18 protein-coding genes are annotated in these 19,703 nt (G+C 43.2%); 9 read left to right on the top strand and 9 right to left on the bottom strand.

What is annotated here, in order from left to right; all coding sequences use genetic code 11:
- Window positions 1–4: 4 nt before the first annotated feature.
- From BLW16_RS17665 to rpsT, 7 genes are all read right to left on the bottom strand, one after another.
- Window positions 5–532 carry an Mpo1 family 2-hydroxy fatty acid dioxygenase gene (locus tag BLW16_RS17665; protein WP_090559060.1) on the bottom strand — a complete coding sequence of 176 codons (528 nt, stop codon included), beginning with the start codon at window positions 530–532 and terminating at the stop codon, window positions 5–7.
- A 101-nt stretch (window positions 533–633) separates the two neighbouring features.
- Window positions 634–2,196, bottom strand: a complete 1,563-nt coding sequence (rny, locus tag BLW16_RS17660; protein ID WP_090559058.1) for a ribonuclease Y — start codon at window positions 2,194–2,196, stop codon at window positions 634–636.
- A 265-nt stretch (window positions 2,197–2,461) separates the two neighbouring features.
- Window positions 2,462–2,752: a cell division protein ZapA gene (locus BLW16_RS17655; RefSeq protein WP_041878266.1), complete on the bottom strand. Its 291-nt coding sequence runs from the start codon at window positions 2,750–2,752 to the stop codon at window positions 2,462–2,464.
- 32 nt (window positions 2,753–2,784) lie between these two features.
- Window positions 2,785–3,075: a hypothetical protein gene (locus BLW16_RS17650; protein ID WP_090559056.1), complete on the bottom strand. Its 291-nt coding sequence runs from the start codon at window positions 3,073–3,075 to the stop codon at window positions 2,785–2,787.
- 51 nt (window positions 3,076–3,126) lie between these two features.
- Window positions 3,127–5,526: a phenylalanine--tRNA ligase subunit beta gene (gene pheT, locus BLW16_RS17645; protein ID WP_090559055.1), complete on the bottom strand. Its 2,400-nt coding sequence runs from the start codon at window positions 5,524–5,526 to the stop codon at window positions 3,127–3,129.
- 84 nt (window positions 5,527–5,610) lie between these two features.
- Window positions 5,611–6,309 carry a RadC family protein gene (radC, locus tag BLW16_RS17640; protein ID WP_090559053.1) on the bottom strand — a complete coding sequence of 233 codons (699 nt, stop codon included), beginning with the start codon at window positions 6,307–6,309 and terminating at the stop codon, window positions 5,611–5,613.
- A 59-nt stretch (window positions 6,310–6,368) separates the two neighbouring features.
- Window positions 6,369–6,623: a 30S ribosomal protein S20 gene (gene rpsT / locus BLW16_RS17635; RefSeq protein ID WP_090559052.1), complete on the bottom strand. Its 255-nt coding sequence runs from the start codon at window positions 6,621–6,623 to the stop codon at window positions 6,369–6,371.
- 766 nt (window positions 6,624–7,389) lie between these two features.
- Here rpsT and purN point away from each other — a divergent pair.
- The 7 genes from purN to rodA all read left to right on the top strand — a co-directional run bounded on the left by purN (window position 7,390) and on the right by rodA (window position 15,479).
- Complete coding sequence (gene purN, locus BLW16_RS17625) at window positions 7,390–7,968, top strand: phosphoribosylglycinamide formyltransferase (protein WP_090559049.1); 579 nt, start codon at window positions 7,390–7,392, stop codon at window positions 7,966–7,968.
- A gap of 72 nt (window positions 7,969–8,040) precedes the next feature.
- Complete coding sequence (gene purH / locus BLW16_RS17620; protein ID WP_090559047.1) at window positions 8,041–9,567, top strand: bifunctional phosphoribosylaminoimidazolecarboxamide formyltransferase/IMP cyclohydrolase; 1,527 nt, start codon at window positions 8,041–8,043, stop codon at window positions 9,565–9,567.
- Window positions 9,568–9,653: 86 nt separating this feature from the next.
- A complete protein-coding gene (locus BLW16_RS17615) occupies window positions 9,654–10,676 on the top strand; it encodes a rod shape-determining protein (protein ID WP_037440490.1) in 1,023 nt (340 codons plus the stop codon).
- 234 nt (window positions 10,677–10,910) lie between these two features.
- The gene (mreC, locus tag BLW16_RS17610; RefSeq protein WP_090559046.1) at window positions 10,911–11,750 is read left to right on the top strand and encodes a rod shape-determining protein MreC; all 840 of its coding nucleotides are present in this window, start codon (window positions 10,911–10,913) and stop codon (window positions 11,748–11,750) included.
- Window positions 11,740–12,255, top strand: coding sequence for a rod shape-determining protein MreD (locus BLW16_RS17605; RefSeq protein ID WP_090559045.1), 516 nt, complete (start codon window positions 11,740–11,742; stop codon window positions 12,253–12,255). Before mreC ends, BLW16_RS17605 begins: the two co-directional genes overlap by 11 nt.
- Window positions 12,256–14,217 (top strand): penicillin-binding protein 2, encoded by a 1,962-nt coding sequence (gene mrdA / locus BLW16_RS17600; protein ID WP_090559044.1) that lies wholly within the window; start codon window positions 12,256–12,258, stop codon window positions 14,215–14,217.
- A complete protein-coding gene (gene rodA, locus BLW16_RS17595) occupies window positions 14,214–15,479 on the top strand; it encodes a rod shape-determining protein RodA (protein ID WP_090559043.1) in 1,266 nt (421 codons plus the stop codon). Before mrdA ends, rodA begins: the two co-directional genes overlap by 4 nt.
- On the opposite strand, the gene BLW16_RS17590 is transcribed toward rodA, so the two are convergent.
- The gene (locus BLW16_RS17590; RefSeq protein WP_090559042.1) at window positions 15,472–16,692 is read right to left on the bottom strand and encodes a hypothetical protein; all 1,221 of its coding nucleotides are present in this window, start codon (window positions 16,690–16,692) and stop codon (window positions 15,472–15,474) included. The genes rodA and BLW16_RS17590 overlap by 8 nt on opposite strands.
- Before the next feature lie 119 nt (window positions 16,693–16,811).
- Here BLW16_RS17590 and BLW16_RS17585 point away from each other — a divergent pair, with 119 nt between their 5' ends.
- Both BLW16_RS17585 and BLW16_RS17580 read left to right on the top strand, forming a co-directional pair.
- On the top strand, window positions 16,812–17,387 hold the full coding sequence (locus BLW16_RS17585) for a thymidine kinase (protein WP_090559041.1): 576 nt from the start codon (window positions 16,812–16,814) through the stop codon (window positions 17,385–17,387).
- 39 nt (window positions 17,388–17,426) lie between these two features.
- Entirely contained in the window at window positions 17,427–17,942 is a 516-nt protein-coding gene (locus BLW16_RS17580) for a DinB family protein (RefSeq protein WP_090559039.1), read from the top strand.
- Here BLW16_RS17580 and BLW16_RS17575 read toward each other — a convergent pair.
- Window positions 17,908–19,446 (bottom strand): hypothetical protein, encoded by a 1,539-nt coding sequence (locus BLW16_RS17575; RefSeq protein ID WP_090559037.1) that lies wholly within the window; start codon window positions 19,444–19,446, stop codon window positions 17,908–17,910. The two genes, BLW16_RS17580 and BLW16_RS17575, sit on opposite strands and share 35 nt — an antisense overlap.
- Window positions 19,447–19,703: the final 257 nt, after the last annotated feature.

The raw sequence follows: 19,703 nt of genomic DNA, 5'->3' as shown, positions 1-19,703 counted from the left end.
TGTTTTAATGCCGTTTTAATCCGATTTTAATAGAAAAAATCTCCAACAGCCAAATTGGCCCGATTAACACGGATTTAACACTGCTCAGGACTGAAGTCTTCTTCCCTTCTATCTTCTGCCCGATAAACAAGCCTCCGGAAGCAAACAGCAGGACAACCAGACAAACGAGCCAAAGTGCCGGTCCGCCCGTTAAAGCCCATTTTTCAAACTGTACAACGATCAGCGACAGCGCGAAAACCAGCAAAAGCATCATATAAGAAAGCACAGGAGAGAGCCTGTAATAATAATAACCGGAGAAAGCGATTAAAAAGGAAGCCCAGTTTAAAAAACCGTTGTACTTCCCTAAGAATTCCAGATGAGGGAAAGGGACTGACCAGGCGAGACCGAGAATACTGAATATGATCAGCGGGATACATACCCAATGGATCAAACGGTTGGAAGGGTGCTGCCTGCTTGCTGCATATTCTGCAAAGAGCATATCAATTTCTCTCTTAGGCGCTGTTTTAGTTACAATTTTACGTTCCTTCTTCATCGTGCAAAAATAACCATCGCGGGCATAGATTATCAGAAATATCCAAAAATAAAAAAAGCGACAGGATCACCCGTCGCTTTATCATTTTATATTGTTTACACCTACTTGGCAAAAGCTACCGATCTGGTTTCCCTGATCACCGTAACTTTAATCTGTCCCGGATAGGTCATTTCTGTCTGGATACGGTTAGAGATATCAGCTGCAAGCAATTCTGCCTGCTGATCTGTTACCCTTTCACTTTCTACAACAACCCTCAGCTCTCTACCGGCCTGGATAGCGAATGTTTTTTCAACTCCGGGATAAGAAAGCGCCAGTTCTTCCAGTTCTTTCAAACGTTTGATATAACTTTCCACTACCTCACGTCTTGCTCCCGGGCGTGCTCCTGATATTGCATCACAAGCCTGGATGATCGGAGAGATCATTGAGGTCATCTCTATTTCATCATGGTGGGCACCGATTGCATTACAGATCTCAGGGTGTTCCTTATATTTTTCAGCCAGCTGCATACCCAGGATTGCGTGTGGCAATTCAGGGTTATCATCAGGCACTTTACCTATATCATGTAGTAATCCGGCACGTTTAGCCATTTTAGCATTCAGCCCTAACTCCGCCGCCATAGTAGCGCAGAAGTTAGCCACCTCACGGGAGTGATGCAGCAGGTTCTGTCCGTATGACGAGCGGTAACGCATACGGCCCACCATCCTGATCAGTTCAGGGTGCAGTCCGTGGATACCCAAATCAATTACGGTACGCTCACCGATCTCTACGATCTCATCTTCGATCTGTTTCTTTGTTTTTGCTACTACCTCTTCAATACGGGCCGGGTGTATACGCCCGTCAGTAACCAGACGGTGCAGTGCCAAACGCGCGATCTCCCTTCTTACCGGATCAAAACCCGAAAGAATGATTGCTTCAGGGGTATCATCTACGATGATCTCGATACCTGTAGCAGCTTCCAGTGCACGGATATTTCTACCCTCACGGCCAATTACACGTCCTTTGATCTCATCACTTTCAATATGGAAGATAGATACCGTATTTTCAATTGCTGCCTCTACAGCTGTACGCTGTATGGTCTGGATCACTACTTTTTTTGCTTCTTTTGTTGCAGTCAGCTTAGCCTCGTCCACAATATCCTTTACCTGGATCATGGCCTGTGTTCTCGCTTCCTGTTTCATGTTTTCCACCAACTGGTTTTTGGCTTCTTCGGCACTTAAACCTGCAATAGTTTCCAGTTGTTTCACATGCTGGTTTTTCAGCAATTCTACTTCCTCCTGTTTTTTAACTGCAATATCGGTTTGTTTTTCCAGGTTCTTTTTGTGGTTATCCAGTTCCTGTTCCTTGCGGTTCATGTTCTCCAAACGCTGGTTTACCGACTGTTCTTTTTGCTTGATCGCATTTTCACGCTGGTTTACCTGGTTATTCTTTGCATTCACTTCCTGCTCATGCTCTGTTTTCAGCTGTAAGAATTTCTCCTTAGCTTCCAGCAACCTGTCTTTCTTCAGGATCTCGGCATGGCTCTCTGCCTCTTTTAATATTTTTTTCACTTTACTCTGTGCGGCGATCTCCTGCTTTTTCAGCAGGCTGCGCAACAGATATCTGCCTATTAGTATACCAACGATTAAGCTGGTCATGACATATCCAATTATTGCTACTATTTCCATTTTAATTTATATATATAAAAAACCCGCATAAACATACTATCATTTAAGATGCTCATGCTAGTTTGATCAATTCTCTCTCTTTTGTTGTAAAAACAAAAAACCGCTGTTAAATTTTAATTTCACTGCATACCGTTCTGAAACTTGCAAAATTCAAATCGCAGCTAAAAAGCCACAATATAATACAAGTATTCAAAAATCACCTAAACAATGAAACTAAAAACTTAACAACGGTTAAATCTCTTATGCTATTGAAACAATAAACGATCTACTTCGTAAAGAAATCGTTCAATAAACTATCTAATTCTTCAACTTTTTCAGCTACTGCAGTATCCTGATCCTGCACCTTATTTTCTACCCTTAATACAGCTGTCGCATAGTGCAACACTGCCATGGATAGCAAATCCTGTTTATCTCTGACCGCATAATTTTCCTGATAGTCCTTTATGCGCTCATTAATAATTTTGGCTGCCCGCCTTACAATTTCTTCCTCTTCCATATTCACCTTTAATGGGTAGATACGGTCTGAAATAGTTATTTTAATCGAGATTTCTCCCATTTCTTAGCTTTGTTTCAAAATCGGTGTATTCCTTATTTTTTCAGCAACACTACACATTTATCGATTTCACGCACAAAATCGTTAATTTTTTGCTTTATATCAAGTGTCTTCTCGCTTGTTCCTTCAATACTCTTTGCCAGTTTCAGCACCCTCATCTTTTCATCAAGATCAGAATTTTTTGCCTTAGAAGCATTCAAAGCCAATTTAACTGACGCATTCTCCTGCTTTAACAACTCATTTTCTTCCTGTAAGGCATTACAGAGCTCTATTAAGCGAGCAGTTTTATGTAATACTGAGTTTAATTGTTCCGCGACCGAAGACATTTTAAATAAGTTGATTGTGTCTGTAATTTTTTTTAAAAGTAACAAATAAAATTACTTTCTGATCTCTGCTTTCGCTGTTTGCGCTAAGTTAGCTATAATCTTTTGCATAACGGCATCAATTTGCTTATCTGTTAAGGTTTGCTGATCGTCCTGAAGTGTAAAATTCAAAGCGTACGATTTTTTATTATCCGGCAGCTTATCCCCTACATATACATCAAACACCTGCACATTTTTCAGCAGTTTCTTTTCCGTTTTAAAAGCGATCGTTTTCAGCGCATCAAAAGTAACATCAGTATCTACCAGCATAGAAAGGTCCCTCCTTACGGCAGGGTATTTAGGAATCTCTTTACTGATCACTTTGTTCTTCCTGACGATGTCAAGCAGCAATGCCCAGTCGAAATCTGCATAATAAACATCCTTATCCACATCAGCCAGTTTTTTGTCGGCCGCCGTTACCGCACCAAAAGAAACGATAGGCTGCGGCCCCCTGAAATATTTCAGTCCGAAGGCGAAATTTTCATCGCTCAGTTCTTCCGTCTGGTAATTGGTGATTCCGAGTCTGCCCATCACAGCATCCACTGCAGCTTTGATATGATAAAACGTTACCGGCGTCTGTTTCTGGCTCCATGATTCAGCATCAGCAGCACCGGAAAGCATGATCAGTAACCTTGGACGCTCCACATATTTCTCATTGATCAAATGATATGTTTTTCCGAACTCATAGAATTTAACATCGGGGCTCTTCCTGTTCTGGTTATAGGCTACGCTTTCCATTGCAGGCATCAGCAGGCTTTGGCGCATCACATTCAGATCTATACTCAAAGCGTTCAGTATCCGCACGGCCTCTTCAGGACTTTTGGAATAAACATCTTTGGTCAGTGAATTGCACATGATCTCCAGGTAACCATTTGCGGTAAGCATATCAGCAATGACATGCTGCGTCTGCTCTTTATCAGGTTTAGACGTAAATGATAGTGAAGCGTTGATTTTGGCAGGGATCTCAATATTGTTATATCCGTAAATCCTCAGTACTTCTTCAGTCACATCACATTCGCGGGTTACATCTACTTTAAAACTTGGCACTTTCAATGAAAGGCCTCCCTCTGTTTCAGCAGCTACCTTTATCCCCAGGGAGGTAATAATAGCTTTAATTTCCTGGTCCGGAATAGCCGCGCCGATAAGCCCTGTGATATTCGCATAACTTACCTCGACGTCAAACGGGGCTACAGGCTGGGGATATACATCTCCGACAGCGGATGAAATTTCTCCGCCTGCAAGTTCCCGGATCAGCAGGGCTGCTCTTTTTAATGCGGTCAGGGTCATCTCCGGATCAGTTCCCCTTTCATAACGGAAAGAGGCATCAGTTTTCAGAGAATGGCGTTTAGACGTCTTACGTACAGATACAGCATTGAAATACGCGCTTTCTAAAAATATGTTTGTTGTTTTTGCAGTAACACCTGAATTTTTACCTCCGTATACCCCGGCAATGGTCACTGGTTTATCTGCGTCACAGATCATCAGGTCATCGGCCGAAAGTTCACGGGTAATCCCGTCAAGGGTAATAAATGGTGTTTTATCCGCCACCTTTTTTACAATGATCTGCTTACCGGCAATCTCATCTGCATCAAAGGCATGCAAAGGCTGGCCCAGATCATGTAATACATAATTTGTGATATCCACGATGTTATTGATCGGGCGGATACCGATTACCTTTAATCTGTCCTGCAGCCATTCCGGTGATGTCTTCACCGTTACACCGGCAATAGATACACTGCTGTAACGCGGGCAGGCATCCGTATCCTGAACATCAACGGTAACCGTTAAATTCTCATTGGTTGTTTTGAAGGCCGAGATATCCGGCATGGTCAGCTCAGTTCTCAGATAGGCCGCCAGGTCTCTTGCCACACCAAGGTGTGAGGCCGCATCCGCCCTGTTAGGCGTTAATCCGATCTCAAAAAGATAATCATCTTCCATTTTGAAATATTCTTTGGCCGGCATACCGGTCACAGCATCCGCTTCCAGCACCATGATACCAGCATGCGAACCGCCCAGGCCAATTTCATCTTCTGCACAGATCATTCCCTCAGAAACCTCTCCCCTGATCTTGGATTTATTGATCTGGAAAGGCTCTCCTTCATTTGGATAAACCGTAGTGCCTACAGTTGCCACTACCACTTTCTGCCCTTCAGCAACATTTGGCGCACCACAAACCACCTGTATCGCTGCTGCAGCACCAACGTTTACGGTAGTCACCCTCAGCCGGTCTGCATTGGGATGCTGAACACAGGTCAGCACATGGCCAATCACTAATCCTTCAAGCCCGCCCACAACAGGTTGTACTTTTTCAAGGCTTTCCACTTCCAGACCAATATTGGTCAGTATCAGCGAAAGTTCCTGCGGTGTCAGGTCTGTTTGTATGAATTGTTTAAGCCAGTTATATGATATCTTCATGTTATAATCTCGATCTAAAATGCAAAGATATAAAATAATGCTTTGCGCTATATGAATTCGCCCATAATCACCTGATAATTGCTGTTAAATAAAAGCATCATCTGCCAGGCTCACATAGGAATCACCGGCTATGATCAGATGGTCCAGTACAAAGAGATCCATCGTCTTTCCAACTTCAATCAGCTTTTTGGTGATCCTGACATCTTCTTCACTCGGATTAAGGTTGCCGGAAGGATGGTTATGGAACAGGAGAAGATAAGCTGCATGATGATCTAAGGCAGTTTTATAGATAATCTTCGGATCAGCTATGGTTCCTGCCCTGCCGCCTTTACTGATCATCGCATTGCTGATTACTCCATTTGCCGAGTCCAGCATCATGATCCAGAATTCCTCGTGATCCAGGTCTGCCAGTTTAGGGTGCATGATTTCAAAGGCATCTTTGGAACAGGTGATTTTTGGCTTCTGTTTATCATGCACGTCTTTCCTCCGGCGGCCAAGCTCCAAAGCTGCAATGATAGCTATCGCTTTTGCTGTACCTATACCATGAAAACTTTTAAGATCATTGACAGAGACCCTCCCCAGATTGGACAGGCTGTGATCATATTTAGCCAGCACGCGCTGAGCCAATTCCACGGCAGATTCATGAGGGCTTCCGGAACCTATTAATATCGCAATCAGTTCGGCATCGGACAAAGACCTTCGTCCGTTCAACAATAGTTTTTCCCTGGGCCGCTGGGTTATTGAAAGGGATTTGATCCCCACTTTTTGTTCATTTTTTACCATAAACAAAAAAAACGGGATAAGCCAAAGCCTATCCCGTTTTCAATATTGTAAACTTAATTCTATTTTAAGCCGTTAACAAATTTAGTTAATTTCGATTTGTTGTTGGCAGCTTTGTTTTTGTGAATAACGTTTTTCTTAGCCAAACGATCCAGCATAGAAATTACTTTAGGCAATAACTCCTGACCTGATGTTTTATCTACAGAAGCACGTAATCTTTTAATAAAAGTACGCGTTGTTTTTGCTTGGTACCTGTTACGTAAACGTTTAGTAGCGTTTGCTCTTATTCTTTTTAAAGATGATTTATGATTTGCCATTTTTTAGTATAATAATATTTTATATAATTAAGGTATTGGTGATTAATCCGAATCTCCTTTTACCTTATCTTTCTCTTTTTTTCGGACTGCAAATATAGAACTTAAGTTTTTAAAATGCAAAACGATATCGCAAATAATTGAAATAATCTTAAATATTGATTCACACCTGTTTAGCGGGAGGGCTTGAAACCTGGTCAATGGATTATTAAAGTCATAAGTATACGGGCTAAATTTTTCTGGCATCTTCAAATTGCAGGATCAACAGCAATATGAGATATGATCAGCGCCATAAACAGGAATAGCTTATAACGTAATATGAATATAATTTTGTTATATTTTCGTTCTGTTTGAAAGGGGTTTGGAACGGGTATGAATAGGGTATGAAACGAGTTTTAAATGACAATCAGTCGTTACAAACACGTTTTATACCCATTATAAAATCGTCTTATATTTGTTGCAGATATTATTTATACACCTTTTAAACCTTACTGAATTCCTTTTTATAATTATTGCAAACTGCATCTGCCCTATGCAGAAATGGACAGTTGTCATACAAGAATCCAACATTTCTGAAGTTTTGATATCCTGTCTTATCTAATCAGTAAAACATATTATCACTAAACCCTTTCATTAAATACCTAAAATGCTATTTTTGACAGGTAGCAATTGAAAACCGGCGCAGCCAGCTTGAATGCCATTGAAAACATACATACTACATGAAAACCGGCGCAGCCAGCTTGAATGCCATTGAAAACATACATACTACATGAAAAAACGTATCGCCATATTTGCCTCAGGTTCGGGTTCTAATGCCCAGAAGATCATGGAACTGTTTAAACACAGTCCGGAAGTAGAAATTGCCCTTGTGCTAACCAACAACCCTGAAGCATACGTACTACAGCGTGCAGACAACTTCGAGATACCTTCCCATATTTTTGACAGAAAGGAGTTTTATGAAACAGATCAGATCGTGGATCTTCTAAGAAACCTTGATATTGATCTGATCGTACTCGCAGGCTTCCTGTGGCTGATTCCTAAAAACCTGATTTCCGAATATCCGGGACGTATAGTAAACATCCACCCTGCCATCCTGCCAAAATTTGGCGGAAAAGGAATGTATGGCGACCATGTACATAAAGCTGTACTGGCAGCCGGCGAAACCGAAGGCGGCATTACCATCCATTATGTAGATGAAAACTATGATGAAGGAGAGTATATCTACCAGGCCAAATACAGGATAGATAAAGGCGATAATCTGGAAATGATAAAGTTTAAGGGACAACAGCTTGAACATCAACATTATCCGCGTATTGTAGAAAGTATCTTAAAAAAGATACAGAAATAAGAATTTTTATGAGCCATTCACTGAATTTTATCGCTTAAAAGTTATAATTTTGCGGCTCAAAAATCACACCCGATGAGTCAACAAATAAAGATCAAAAACGCTTTAATCTCAGTATATTACAAAGATGGTCTGGAGCCCCTTGTACGCCTGCTTGCACAGCAAGGTGTTCAATTGTTCTCTACAGGCGGAACAGAACAGTTCATCAAAGATTTGAATTTACCTGTTACAGCTGTTGAAGACCTTACAGGTTATCCTTCGATCTTAGGCGGAAGGGTTAAAACTTTGCATCCAAAAGTTTTCGGTGGTATTTTAAACCGCAGAAACCTGAATGAAGACAAAGCGCAGATTGCGGAATATGAGATTCCTGAGATTGACCTGGTTATTGTTGACCTTTATCCCTTCGAAGAAACACTGAAAGCTGGTGGTACTGAAGAAGAAATCATTGAAAAAATTGATATTGGCGGTATCTCCCTGATCAGGGCCGCTGCCAAAAACTTTAACGACGTAGTGATTCTTGCTTCAAAGGACGACTATGCTACCCTGCAGCAACAACTGGAAGATCAGAATGGAGAGACTACCATTGCACAGCGTAAAGCATATGCAAAAAAAGCATTCCATACTTCCTCACATTATGATACCGCTATATTCGAGTACTTCAATACCGAAGAACCGCTAAACGTATTTAAACAAAGCGTTAATACTGCCAAAACATTACGTTATGGTGAGAACCCTCATCAGCAAGGTGTATTTTATGGTAACCTTGATGAGATGTTCACCAAACTGAACGGCAAAGAGCTTTCATACAACAACCTGGTTGACGTTGATGCGGCCGTTAGCCTTATCGATGAATTTCAGGAGCCTACCTTCGCCATCCTTAAACACACCAATGCCTGTGGTGTAGCTTCAAGAGAAACTATCGGACAGGCCTGGGACGATGCATTGGCCTGCGATCCGGTATCTGCATTTGGCGGAGTGCTGATCGCTAACCGCGAAATTGACCTGGCTACAGCAACAGAAATCAATAAATTATTTTTTGAAGTTTTAATTGCCCCTTCTTATCAGCCAGAAGCCGTTGAGTTGTTCAAAGCGAAAAAAAACAGGGTTATCCTTCAGCGCAATGAAGTGGAACTGAGCAAAAAACAATTCAAGACTTTATTGAACGGTGTGATCGAGCAGGATAAAGACCTGATCATCGAAGGGACGGATCAAATGACAGCCGTTACGGAGAAAAAACCTACCGATGCTGAGTTAAAAGATCTTTTCTTTGCAAATAAAATTGTTAAACACACCAAATCAAACACAATCGTATTTGTAAAAAACAATACCTTACTGGCAAGCGGCGTTGGGCAGACTTCAAGGGTAGACGCCCTGAAACAGGCAATCGTTAAAGCCAATGCTTTCAATTTCGGCCTGGTAGGTTCAGTGATGGCATCAGACGCATTCTTCCCTTTTCCTGATTGTGTTGAAATCGCTGCTGAAGCAGGTATTACTGCGGTTTTACAGCCAGGAGGATCAATAAAAGATGCAGATTCCATCAACATGGCCAATGAAAAAAGTATCGCTATGGTGACCACCGGTATCAGACATTTTAAGCACTAATTTTTTAAAGCGGAATACAATAAAAAGATGTAGTTTTACATTTAAATAGTATACAGAATTTTTATAACATAACTTATCACCTATAAATGGGTTTATTTAACTGGTTCACACAAGAGGTTGCCATAGATTTAGGCACTGCCAACACCCTGATTATACACAATGATAAAGTGGTTGTTGATGAACCTTCAATCGTTGCTTTTGACAGACAAACAAATAAAATTATCGCGATAGGCCGTCAGGCTATGCAAATGGAGGGTAAAACGCACGACAATATCCGTACGGTAAGACCTCTGAAAGACGGTGTTATTGCAGATTTTAATGCTGCTGAAGCAATGATCAAAGGTATGATACGCATGCTGAACGGCGGAAAAGGATGGATGTTCCCTTCACTGAGAATGGTAATCTGTATCCCTTCCGGTATTACTGAAGTTGAAAAACGCGCAGTAAGGGATTCGGCAGAGATCGCCGGAGCCAAAGAAGTTTACCTTATTCACGAGCCTATGGCTGCTGCTGTAGGTATAGGTATCGATGTGGAAGAACCTATGGGTAACATGATCATCGATATCGGTGGCGGTACAACTGAAATTGCAGTAATTGCCCTTTCAGGTATTGTATGCGACCAGTCTATCCGTGTCGCAGGAGATAACTTTGATTCTGATATCGTTAACTACATCCGTCGCCAGCATAACATTATGATCGGTGACCGTACCGCGGAAAAAATTAAAATTGAAGTAGGCGCAGCCTTACCTGAATTGTCAGATCCACCGGCAGACTTTGCTGTACAGGGACGTGACCTGATGACAGGCGTGCCAAAACAGATCACCGTTTCCTATACTGAAATAGCCCATTGTTTAGACAAATCTATCTCAAAAATTGAGGAAGCCATCCTGAAAGCACTGGAGATCACCCCGCCGGAGCTTTCTGCCGATATTTACCAGACAGGTATCTATCTGACCGGAGGCGGTGCGTTATTACGCGGACTGGATAAACGTGTTGCTGCTAAAACTAAACTTCCGGTTCACGTAGCCGAAGACCCACTGCGTGCCGTAGTACGTGGTACAGGTATTGCCCTGAAGAATATCGGGGGCTATAAGTTTTTAATGCAATAAGAATTCAATAAAAGAAAAATAAATAAAATGTGGGTCAGTCTAAAAACTGTACTCACATTTTCATTAGAATATATTTGTTTTTAATGATAACGAAACCTGGTTTAAGATTACATTTCACCATGTAATCTTAAACCAGGTTTTCCATAAGAATATTTTAATAAAAGCTTCACGGCATAGCCCGGCCTTAAAATATTTGATCACTAATGGTTGTATTCCTATACAGAATGAAGAAATATGCGTAACCTTTGGATTTTCATAAACAGATACAACGCATTCTTTCTGTTCGTCATTTTTTTCACTATAGGCGTAGTCCTCACTGTCAGGAATAATGCATATCAGCGCAGCGTTACCTTTAATTCTACCAACGAAGTAGTAGGTCATGCGTATATCAGGCTGAACATCTTCAAAAGATATCTTAATCTCGGCGAAGTAAACGACAGCCTGGCCCGGGAAAATGCAAGACTGAATACCGCGATCCTGGCCCTGAAAAATATTGATACTGCAAAGAATGAGGTGATAAAGGATACAGTTAACCATGTGCAGTATACCTACCTGGCAGCACGGGTGATCAAAAATTCGGTTACCTTAAGGAATAACGTGATTACTATCAATAAAGGAACACTTGACGGTATAGAAAGCGGTATGGCAGTTATATCGGCAGGCAGAGGCGTAGTTGGCATCATCAGGGACGTATCCCCGCACCTGGCTACCATTGAATCGCTGTTAAATAAGGATGCCAAGATCAGTGTAAGTATCAAGTCTACCAAAGCCCTGGGCTCGCTGGTATGGGGCGACAGGAATTCAGACTACAAAAAAGCTTTTATCAAAGATGTCCCTAACCATTTCCAGGTTAAACTGGGAGATACCGTGATTACATCCGGTTTCGGATCCTTCCCTCCCGGCATTCCGGTCGGATCGATCAGCAACAGGGGAATATCTACAGGTGATAATTTCCTGACGATAGAGATCAAACTCTATAACGATTTCAGTACTTTACAGTATGTATACGTGATTAAAGATAAATTAGCACAGGAAGAAAAATCTTTAGAACTAAAATTGCCGAATGAACAGTAGAATTATAGTAATCAATATCATAAGGTGGTTTATCCTGCTTTCCATACAGGTACTCTTGTTAAGGAACCTCAGTTTTTATGACCTGGCTACTCCTTTCACTTATATTTTATTTTTACTGCTGCTCCCGTTTGGAACGCCCAACCTGCTGCTGTACCTGATCGCATTTGGTACGGGATTAACACTGGATGCTTTCTACGACACGCTGGGCGTACATACCGCAGCCTGCGTAACACTGGCCTTTGTCAGGATCCTGTTCATCTCGGTTACCGTAAGCCGGGATAATTTTGATGAACCCGAGCCCTCTCTGGGAAATATGGGCTTTAAATGGTTTTCCCTCTATGCACTGTTGTGTACATTCGCACATCACCTGGTGCTTTTCTTATTAGAAGCTTTTAAATTAACAGAACTATCTTATACTTTGTTAAGATGTCTCTTTAGCGGTATCTTTACCTTATTCACTGTTATATTAGTAGAATTCATCTTCTATAATAGAAAATCGCGTTAAATGGATAATCTTTTTAATAGGAAATATATCATACAAGGCTTGTTTATCGTGGTTGCGCTGATCCTTTTGGGACAGCTCTTCTATATACAGGTAGCGAGCGACCGTTACTTTCTTTCGGCAAACAGCAATGTACTCCGAAAGAAATACACTTTCCCGGCCCGTGGGATCATCATGGACCGCAACAACAAAGTACTGGTACAAAATGAACCGGTATATGACCTGATGGTTACCCCCAGCCTGGTAAAACCCTTTGATACAGCCGCCCTCTGCCGGATCATAGGCATTGATATGAAGGGATTTCACAAACGCTTTAACAAAGCGAAAAACCAGTCGAGATACCAGCGGTCTGTATTTGAAAAACAACTTTCCGTCCAGACTTATGCTGCCCTGCAGGAAAGGCTTTCACGTTTTGTGGGCTTTGAAACACAGAACAGAACCGTGAGGCACTACCCGGACAGCGTAGCCGGCCAGTTCTTCGGTTACGTGAAAGAGGTTTCGGAAAAGGATATTGACGAAAGTAATGGCTATTACCGCCCGGGGGATTATATTGGAAAAGCGGGGGTGGAACGCCAGTATAACGATGTACTTCAGGGTGAACGCGGTGTAGAAAACACGATATATAACGCCAGGAATGTGCCGCAGGGAAGTTACCTCAACGGCAAATTTGATACGCTGGCTATTTCCGGGGAAACCCTGGTTTCCTCACTGGACATCAGGCTGCAGAAACTCGGGGAGCAATTGCTGAAAAACAAAGTGGGAAGTATCGTTGCGATAGAACCGGCCACGGGAGAAGTGCTGGCCTTCGTCAGCAGCCCCACCTATGACCCAAACCTGATGGTGGGCAGGCAGCAGGGAAATAACTATATGGATATTTTTCGCTTACCGAACAGGCCATTTACCGTAAGGCCGCTTTCCGGTTATTATTCACCAGGTTCATCCTTTAAACCTGTTGACGATCTTATTGCCTTGCAGGAAGGAGTGATAGACCCAAATACAACATTTAACTGCCCGGGGGTGTACTGGGCGGGTAACCATCCCGTAAAATGTGAACACGTGGACGGGAATATCTCGCTGCGCAGGGGACTGGCAAGATCCTGTAATACGTATGCATGCCATGTCTTTCAGAAGCTGATGACACAGCCTAAGTATAAAAGTAAAATTGCAGCTTATGACGACTGGCAGGCGAAGGTCAGGAAGTTTGGATTAGGTTCAAAACTGGACCTGGATATGCCCTTCGAGCGTAAGGGAAGACTTTTTACTTCGGAAGAATACACCAAAAGATTTGGTAAATACTGGGGCTACACTACCATTATCTCACTGGCTATCGGACAGGGAGAGATGAGTGCCACGCCACTGCAAATGGCCAATATCATGTCCATTATTGCAAACAGAGGTTATTATATCAAACCCCATCTCATCAAAGCGATTGGCGAAAAGAGAGATGTAAAAAAAGAATACCTGGTAAAAAATTCCGTAGGTATTGATTTAAGCCACTTTGAACCTGTGATCGATGGCATGCAGGATGCAGTGAATGCTCCATACGGTACTGCAAGGGATTCGGCCATACCGGACATCCTCATGTGCGGAAAAACAGGAACAGTACAAAATCCGCACGGAAAGAACCACTCGGTATTTATAGGGTTCGCCCCGCGCGACAATCCAAAGATCGCCATAGCAGTGATTGTTGAAAATGCAGGTTTTGGTAGTGCGTATGCAGCGCCTATTGCCAGTTATATCACAGAGACGTATCTGAAAGGCAAACTTTCAGGCAACAGGGTTGACCGTGCAGAATGGATGAAAAAACAAGTGGTACTGCCAGAGATCCCTAAGCCAAAGATCTATTGGGGGCCTAAAGTTGCAGACAGCACACGCAAAGCGGACAGTGCAGCCAGAATTACTGTACCTCCTGCACCTCAAAAAAAACCGGCAGCAAACAAAAAACAATTACAACTGACTAAATGAGTACACAACAGGGCGGACGTTTCTTCTTCAATGTAGACTGGATTACTATTTTAATCTATGTGGCCCTATGTACAATTGGTTTTGTAAATATTTATGCCTCAATCTATAATCCGGACACCTCTACCCTGTTCAATTTCGGAAGCAACTATGGCAAGCAGCTGATCTTCATTATTACCGCACTTGTACTGGGCTTTTCTATTTTGCTGCTGGACGCAAAGTTCTTCAGTGTTTTCGCCCCCATAGTTTACGGTGTAACTTTGCTCCTGTTGATGGTGGTACTGGTGGTAGGGCGTAAGGTGGCGGGTAACCAGGCATGGATCCCCTTAGGGAGTTTCAGGCTGCAGCCCTCAGAGCTGGCAAAATTTGGTACCGCCCTGCTCATTGCACGGTACGTTGGTAATTTTAATCCCAAGTTCAGGGATATCAAATCCATTTTCTTTGCGGGCCTCATCATCTGCTTCCCACTCCTGCTGATCATGCTTCAGCCCGACACAGGATCAGCCCTTGTCTTTCTGGCATTCATGTTCCCGCTTTACAGGGAAGGCCTCTCCGGGTACTTTTTACTGATCTTTCTCGGAATGATCGTGCTTTTTATTGCTGATTTTCTTGTTCCCATTTCTGTACTGATCCCGATCATCTTACTGGTCGGCGGATTTTTTGCCTATCAGAATAAACGGAAACAGCAAATGATGTTCTCCATGATCATTGCCACTATCGTTGCCGTGGCCTATTTATTTCTGGTGAAGTTCGCTTACGAAAAAGTGCTGGAACCACATCAGCGCACCCGTATAGAAATTATACTTGGACTGAAGACCGATCCCAAAGGAGCGGGATATAACGTGATACAGTCTAAAATTGCCATCGGTTCAGGACAGCTGACCGGCAGGGGTTTCCTGGAAGGCACACAAACAAAATACGGGTATGTACCGGAGCAGAGTACGGATTTCATCTTCTCTACAATTGGTGAAGAATGGGGGTTTGTAGGCTGCAGCGTAGTGATTGCCCTCTACATCTTTTTGCTCCTGCGGGTCATTAACCTTGCTGAAAGGCAGCGTTCCACCTTTTCCAGGGTCTATGGCTACTGCGTAGCAAGTATTATCTTTTTCCACGTATTTATCAATATAGGAATGACGATAGGCATCATTCCCGTAATTGGAATCCCCTTGCCTTTTATCAGTTACGGCGGCTCCTCACTCTGGAGCTTCACCGTTCTGCTTTTTATATTCCTGAAACTGGACTCGAACAGAATGGGCTTTATTTAGCCGGAAAACGCTGGTTCAGCAGTTCATAAAACTGATCTGCCGTATCCTGTTTAGAAGCCCAGTTATTCTTTACCGCATAATTATTCTGCAGGAAAGTATCTGCCGTTTTAAAGTCCGGCATCTTATTCAGCAGGTCTATTGCTTCGGCATAGGCCAGGTTATACCCGTTAAACAGGTCTTTAATGTATCGCATCTTATCATTTAAGCTGATTGCCTGTTTTAAATCTGTCACAGCTACCCGGCTTGTGCCTGTATTGAAATTCTTTGTATTTGAGCTGCCGGACAGGATATCGTTTAACGTAGGCCTGACCTTAGGCTGGCCTTCAGATGCAGTTTCCTCTATTACGGGAGCGGCTGCAGCTATTGGAGGCGCTGCAGGAGTTTCAGCTGCTGACTGCGGCAATGTAAACAGTTCCATGCGGGCAGCAGGTTCAGCCACAGGTTTGATGTCTTCAGCCTGCGCAGGAACTTCTTCTTCCGCAGATGCTTCAGTTGACTCTTCTTCCTCATCGGGAACAACCTCCTCCTCCTGATCAAACGGCAAGTTCTCCGGTTCCTGTTCTTCAGAAAGCTTATCCTTTAAAAAATCAGGCTCTTCTACCGGTTCAGGCTCTGTTAGCGGCACGGGATAAGCTGTAGCAGCTAGTGGTTCTGATACCAGGAAAGGTTCCGGACCTATTTCGTCTTCTTCAGGCAGCTCGCTTTCCAGGCTATCCAGTTCTCTCAGCTTTTGTTTTTGTGCAATGATCTGCTCTTCCTCTTTGCTCAGTGGCCTGTCGAATATCTCATCTACAGATTTCTCCTCAAATTCAAATCTGTCAGATGATGGTTTTTCATTCAGAATAAATTCAAAGGTGGAAGGCTCTTTGTCCAGTGTAAAGATATCATCATCTATTGCCTGTTTAACAGGCGTTGTTTCAGCATGAGACGCTGGCGCCGCTGGTTCCTCCACTATTTTCACAGGGATAACCGGCTCCTGCTCAATCGTTTCCTCCTGAATGCCTGCATGTTCAGGCAAGGCTTTCTGGGTAGCCTTTTTATTTAATTTTCTGACAATCTGAACATGATCAGTTAAAAAACTGGCGTTAGCCAAAAAGAGTTCAAGCTCCAGTTCATTCAGCTCCTCCGGATTTTGGGCTAAGTATTGATACTGGTCATTCAACTCATTGAGTATCTGTCCTATCTTTTTGAATATGTCCTCCTGGTTCATCATAGTTATATAACGGGAAAAATGTCTGTTTGTGTTGATAAAATACACTCAAAAATACTACAAATTTCGGTATTCACTGCAAAACTTCGATATTCGCGGGTCATACAACCCCTACCATATACATGTTATTCAGCGAACAAAATTATAGCAAAGGAGAATTTGGCGGCAGCATTGAGGTAATTTGCGGCTCTATGTTCTCGGGCAAAACGGAAGAACTGATCAGGAGACTGAAGCGTGCGGAGATCGCTAAATTAAAGATAGAAATATTTAAACCTGCCACAGATACCAGGTATGATGAAACAGCTGTTGTATCACATAACTACAACACGATTTCCGCCACCGCTGTAGATCATTCGGCATCGATATTACTGCTGAATGCAGACACACAGGTAGTAGGCATTGACGAGGCACAGTTTTTTGATGAGGGTTTACCCGAGGTTTGCAATACGCTTGCCAACAAAGGCATCAGGGTAATTGTAGCCGGGCTGGACATGGATTTTGCGGGTAAGCCCTTTGGCCCTGTGCCGGCGCTGATGGCCATTGCAGAATTGGTCACTAAGGTAAATGCCGTGTGTGTAAGGTGCGGAAATCCGGCCATGTACTCGTACAGGAGGGTAGCCAGCGAGGCGAAGATCCTGCTGGGCGAAAAAGAAAGTTACGAGCCAAGGTGCAGGGTTTGTTTCAACGCTAAAGAATAGTATAAACAGGATATTGAGATTCATATAAACCAAAACGATATGGCACAGCAGCGAGAAGTATGGCAAAGAGGTCCCCTCCCCGATATCATTCCAATGTTACAGCCTGTAGCACATGCACTGCTGCAAGCCCGGGAAGAAGTGAATGAGTATATGCATGAGTTCCCCTCAGCATTACTTTGGCAGCGCCCGGCGGGCATGGCCTCGGTGGGCTTTCACTTACAACACCTGAGCGGAGTGCTGGACAGGGTCTTTACTTATGCAAAAGCTGAAGGGCTGAGCCCTTTTCAGTTTGAGCAGCTGGATGAAGAAGGCAAAGATGCAGCCCATGGTTACACCACAAAAGAACTCGTTGAGCGCTTCGGCAGACAGGTAGACCTTGCGTTGCAACAGCTCAGGGGAACCGATGCGGCAAGTCTTGCAGATTACCGCGGCATTGGCCGTGCCGGTCTTCCTTCCACAGTGATCGGACTGCTTGTGCACGGGGCGGAACATACCATGCGCCATGTAGGCCAGTTAATGGTTACCGCTGCTGTGCTGAAGAATGGCGGGGCCTGACAAAAAAAATATCCCCGTCCTTAAAATCATATTTTTTGATGAGGTCGGCATGCTGCCGGATGGTCCTGAATTTCACCAGTTCATTGTCTGAAAAATCGTCAAACCAGATCAGGTAGAACGCATCCCCGTTTAAAAGTTCAAAAGTATCTCTTTTATCCCTTCTTTGGGGAAGGGATTCCGTAATCAGGCCGCCGTTGAAGTACGCTGCCTCATGCGCATTTGAATATACCTCATATGCCGGATCAAAATAATCTGCCCTTTTCCGCAGAAAACCCGCTGTTTCTGAGTTCTTCCATGCATCCTCCGTGTAACCCGGTATCCCGGAGCCCTTCACTTCATCATACATTATACTTACCTGTTCGTATTGGTAGACTGCAAAACCAGAAGCGATGAGGATTGCCAATGCCCCGGCCAGCCGCATTGTCAGCACAGGCAATCTCCGGATTACGCGGGGAACCCAGGAGGTCAGAGAAATGACCATCGGAATGTATAAAGGAGATAATAACCTGTTATTGATCTGTTCAAAATGTGAAATCGTAGAAATTCCGGTAATGAAAACAGTGTACACAATGAAAAAAGCAGCAAAACAGTTTTCTGTACTGAGCGTAACTATGCCGGACCAGCTGCGTTTCAGGAAAAGTAAAGAAATGACGATCAATACCAGGATCGCTACACCAGAGACCAGCTCAGACTGCTGACCGGAGACGGGCAGCCAGTTGCAGATTACCCTTCCGGTGAAAATGAGGTTATCACTCAGCGTCAGGATCCCGGGCTCCCTCGGGCCTGTAAGAGATCCGGTAATGAGCCTGTTGCGCAAAAGGTTGATCAGCAGCAGGGATATAGAACCCAGGCCAAACCAGAGACAATGCCGGAGCTTTTTCTTCCATTCCAGTGAACGGTCGAACACCAGCAGCATTAGCCCTGCTCCAATGATCGTAACACCCGCATAACGCGTAATACAGGCAGCTGACGCAATAAGGGCGCAGCACAGCAGGCTGATCACCGATCTTTTTCTAAGGTAACGGCCAAAAGCAGAAATAAATACAATCGTAAACAGGATAAATAAAGTCTCGGACCATAACATGGAATAGATTTCAAGTAATGAAGGACTGAGGGCGATGCATATTAATATGATCCATTTGTATGACCTGGTAACGCCTTCAAAGGAATTGATAAGGCTGCCCAGCAGTACGATCAGCCCCGCGAAGAGCAGGCCGTTCAACCATGGTGCGATGACCAGGGGGTCCTGGCCAGACACGAATCCAACTATGCTGAGAAAGAAAGGGTAACAAACAGGAAAATCCACCAGCGGGCTCAACGTATAATCAACGGGCGATCCATGCATGATGATATTCCTCGCCACACTCAGGTAAGCAATCGAATCCGGCGATATTCCAATCCCTCCATGCCTTGTATAGATCAGGATCATGATGAGGCCTATCAGGGAAATCAGACAGGCGTCAAGATTCTTAAAGGCCGGCAAGCCAAATCTGGTTTTATTCATAATAAGTTTCGACATAGACCATAAGCTGCCAAATATACTTAATGATATTTTATGATCAGGGATGCAAGTTCCCTTCAAAGGCAGTTATTTAGCAATCAGTTAAACAGCTATAAATAATCATGTTAATCTCATGATGATAAGATAAAGTGGATAATTTTTTTTAAATTTATCTTATTCAGGAAAAACCTCAACAAAACAAAAATTAAAAACATTTAGCCAATAAGTAAAACTATTACTCAATAAATATGCGTTTAAAC

Origin of the sequence: Pedobacter hartonius (assembly GCF_900107535.1) — a bacterium.
Classification (GTDB): Bacteria; Bacteroidota; Bacteroidia; order Sphingobacteriales; family Sphingobacteriaceae; genus Pedobacter; species Pedobacter hartonius.
This window is presented reverse-complemented; position numbering and strand designations above follow the sequence as displayed.

Bases quoted from the DNA above. Each gene is read 5' to 3' on its own strand.
- rpsT (WP_090559052.1), bottom strand. From the start codon at position 6,623: ATGGCAAATCATAAATCATCTTTAAAAAGAATAAGAGCAAACGCTACT.
- BLW16_RS17615 (WP_037440490.1), top strand. From the start codon at position 9,654: ATGGGTTTATTTAACTGGTTCACACAAGAGGTTGCCATAGATTTAGGC.
- rny (WP_090559058.1), bottom strand. From the start codon at position 2,196: ATGGAAATAGTAGCAATAATTGGATATGTCATGACCAGCTTAATCGTT.
- mreC (WP_090559046.1), top strand. From the start codon at position 10,911: ATGCGTAACCTTTGGATTTTCATAAACAGATACAACGCATTCTTTCTG.
- radC (WP_090559053.1), bottom strand. From the start codon at position 6,309: ATGGTAAAAAATGAACAAAAAGTGGGGATCAAATCCCTTTCAATAACC.
- mrdA (WP_090559044.1), top strand. From the start codon at position 12,256: ATGGATAATCTTTTTAATAGGAAATATATCATACAAGGCTTGTTTATC.
- purN (WP_090559049.1), top strand. From the start codon at position 7,390: ATGAAAAAACGTATCGCCATATTTGCCTCAGGTTCGGGTTCTAATGCC.
- BLW16_RS17585 (WP_090559041.1), top strand. From the start codon at position 16,812: ATGTTATTCAGCGAACAAAATTATAGCAAAGGAGAATTTGGCGGCAGC.
- BLW16_RS17575 (WP_090559037.1), bottom strand. From the start codon at position 19,446: ATGAATAAAACCAGATTTGGCTTGCCGGCCTTTAAGAATCTTGACGCC.
- purH (WP_090559047.1), top strand. From the start codon at position 8,041: ATGAGTCAACAAATAAAGATCAAAAACGCTTTAATCTCAGTATATTAC.
- BLW16_RS17605 (WP_090559045.1), top strand. From the start codon at position 11,740: ATGAACAGTAGAATTATAGTAATCAATATCATAAGGTGGTTTATCCTG.
- BLW16_RS17590 (WP_090559042.1), bottom strand. From the start codon at position 16,692: ATGATGAACCAGGAGGACATATTCAAAAAGATAGGACAGATACTCAAT.
- BLW16_RS17655 (WP_041878266.1), bottom strand. From the start codon at position 2,752: ATGGGAGAAATCTCGATTAAAATAACTATTTCAGACCGTATCTACCCA.
- pheT (WP_090559055.1), bottom strand. From the start codon at position 5,526: ATGAAGATATCATATAACTGGCTTAAACAATTCATACAAACAGACCTG.
- BLW16_RS17580 (WP_090559039.1), top strand. From the start codon at position 17,427: ATGGCACAGCAGCGAGAAGTATGGCAAAGAGGTCCCCTCCCCGATATC.
- rodA (WP_090559043.1), top strand. From the start codon at position 14,214: ATGAGTACACAACAGGGCGGACGTTTCTTCTTCAATGTAGACTGGATT.
- BLW16_RS17665 (WP_090559060.1), bottom strand. From the start codon at position 532: ATGAAGAAGGAACGTAAAATTGTAACTAAAACAGCGCCTAAGAGAGAA.
- BLW16_RS17650 (WP_090559056.1), bottom strand. From the start codon at position 3,075: ATGTCTTCGGTCGCGGAACAATTAAACTCAGTATTACATAAAACTGCT.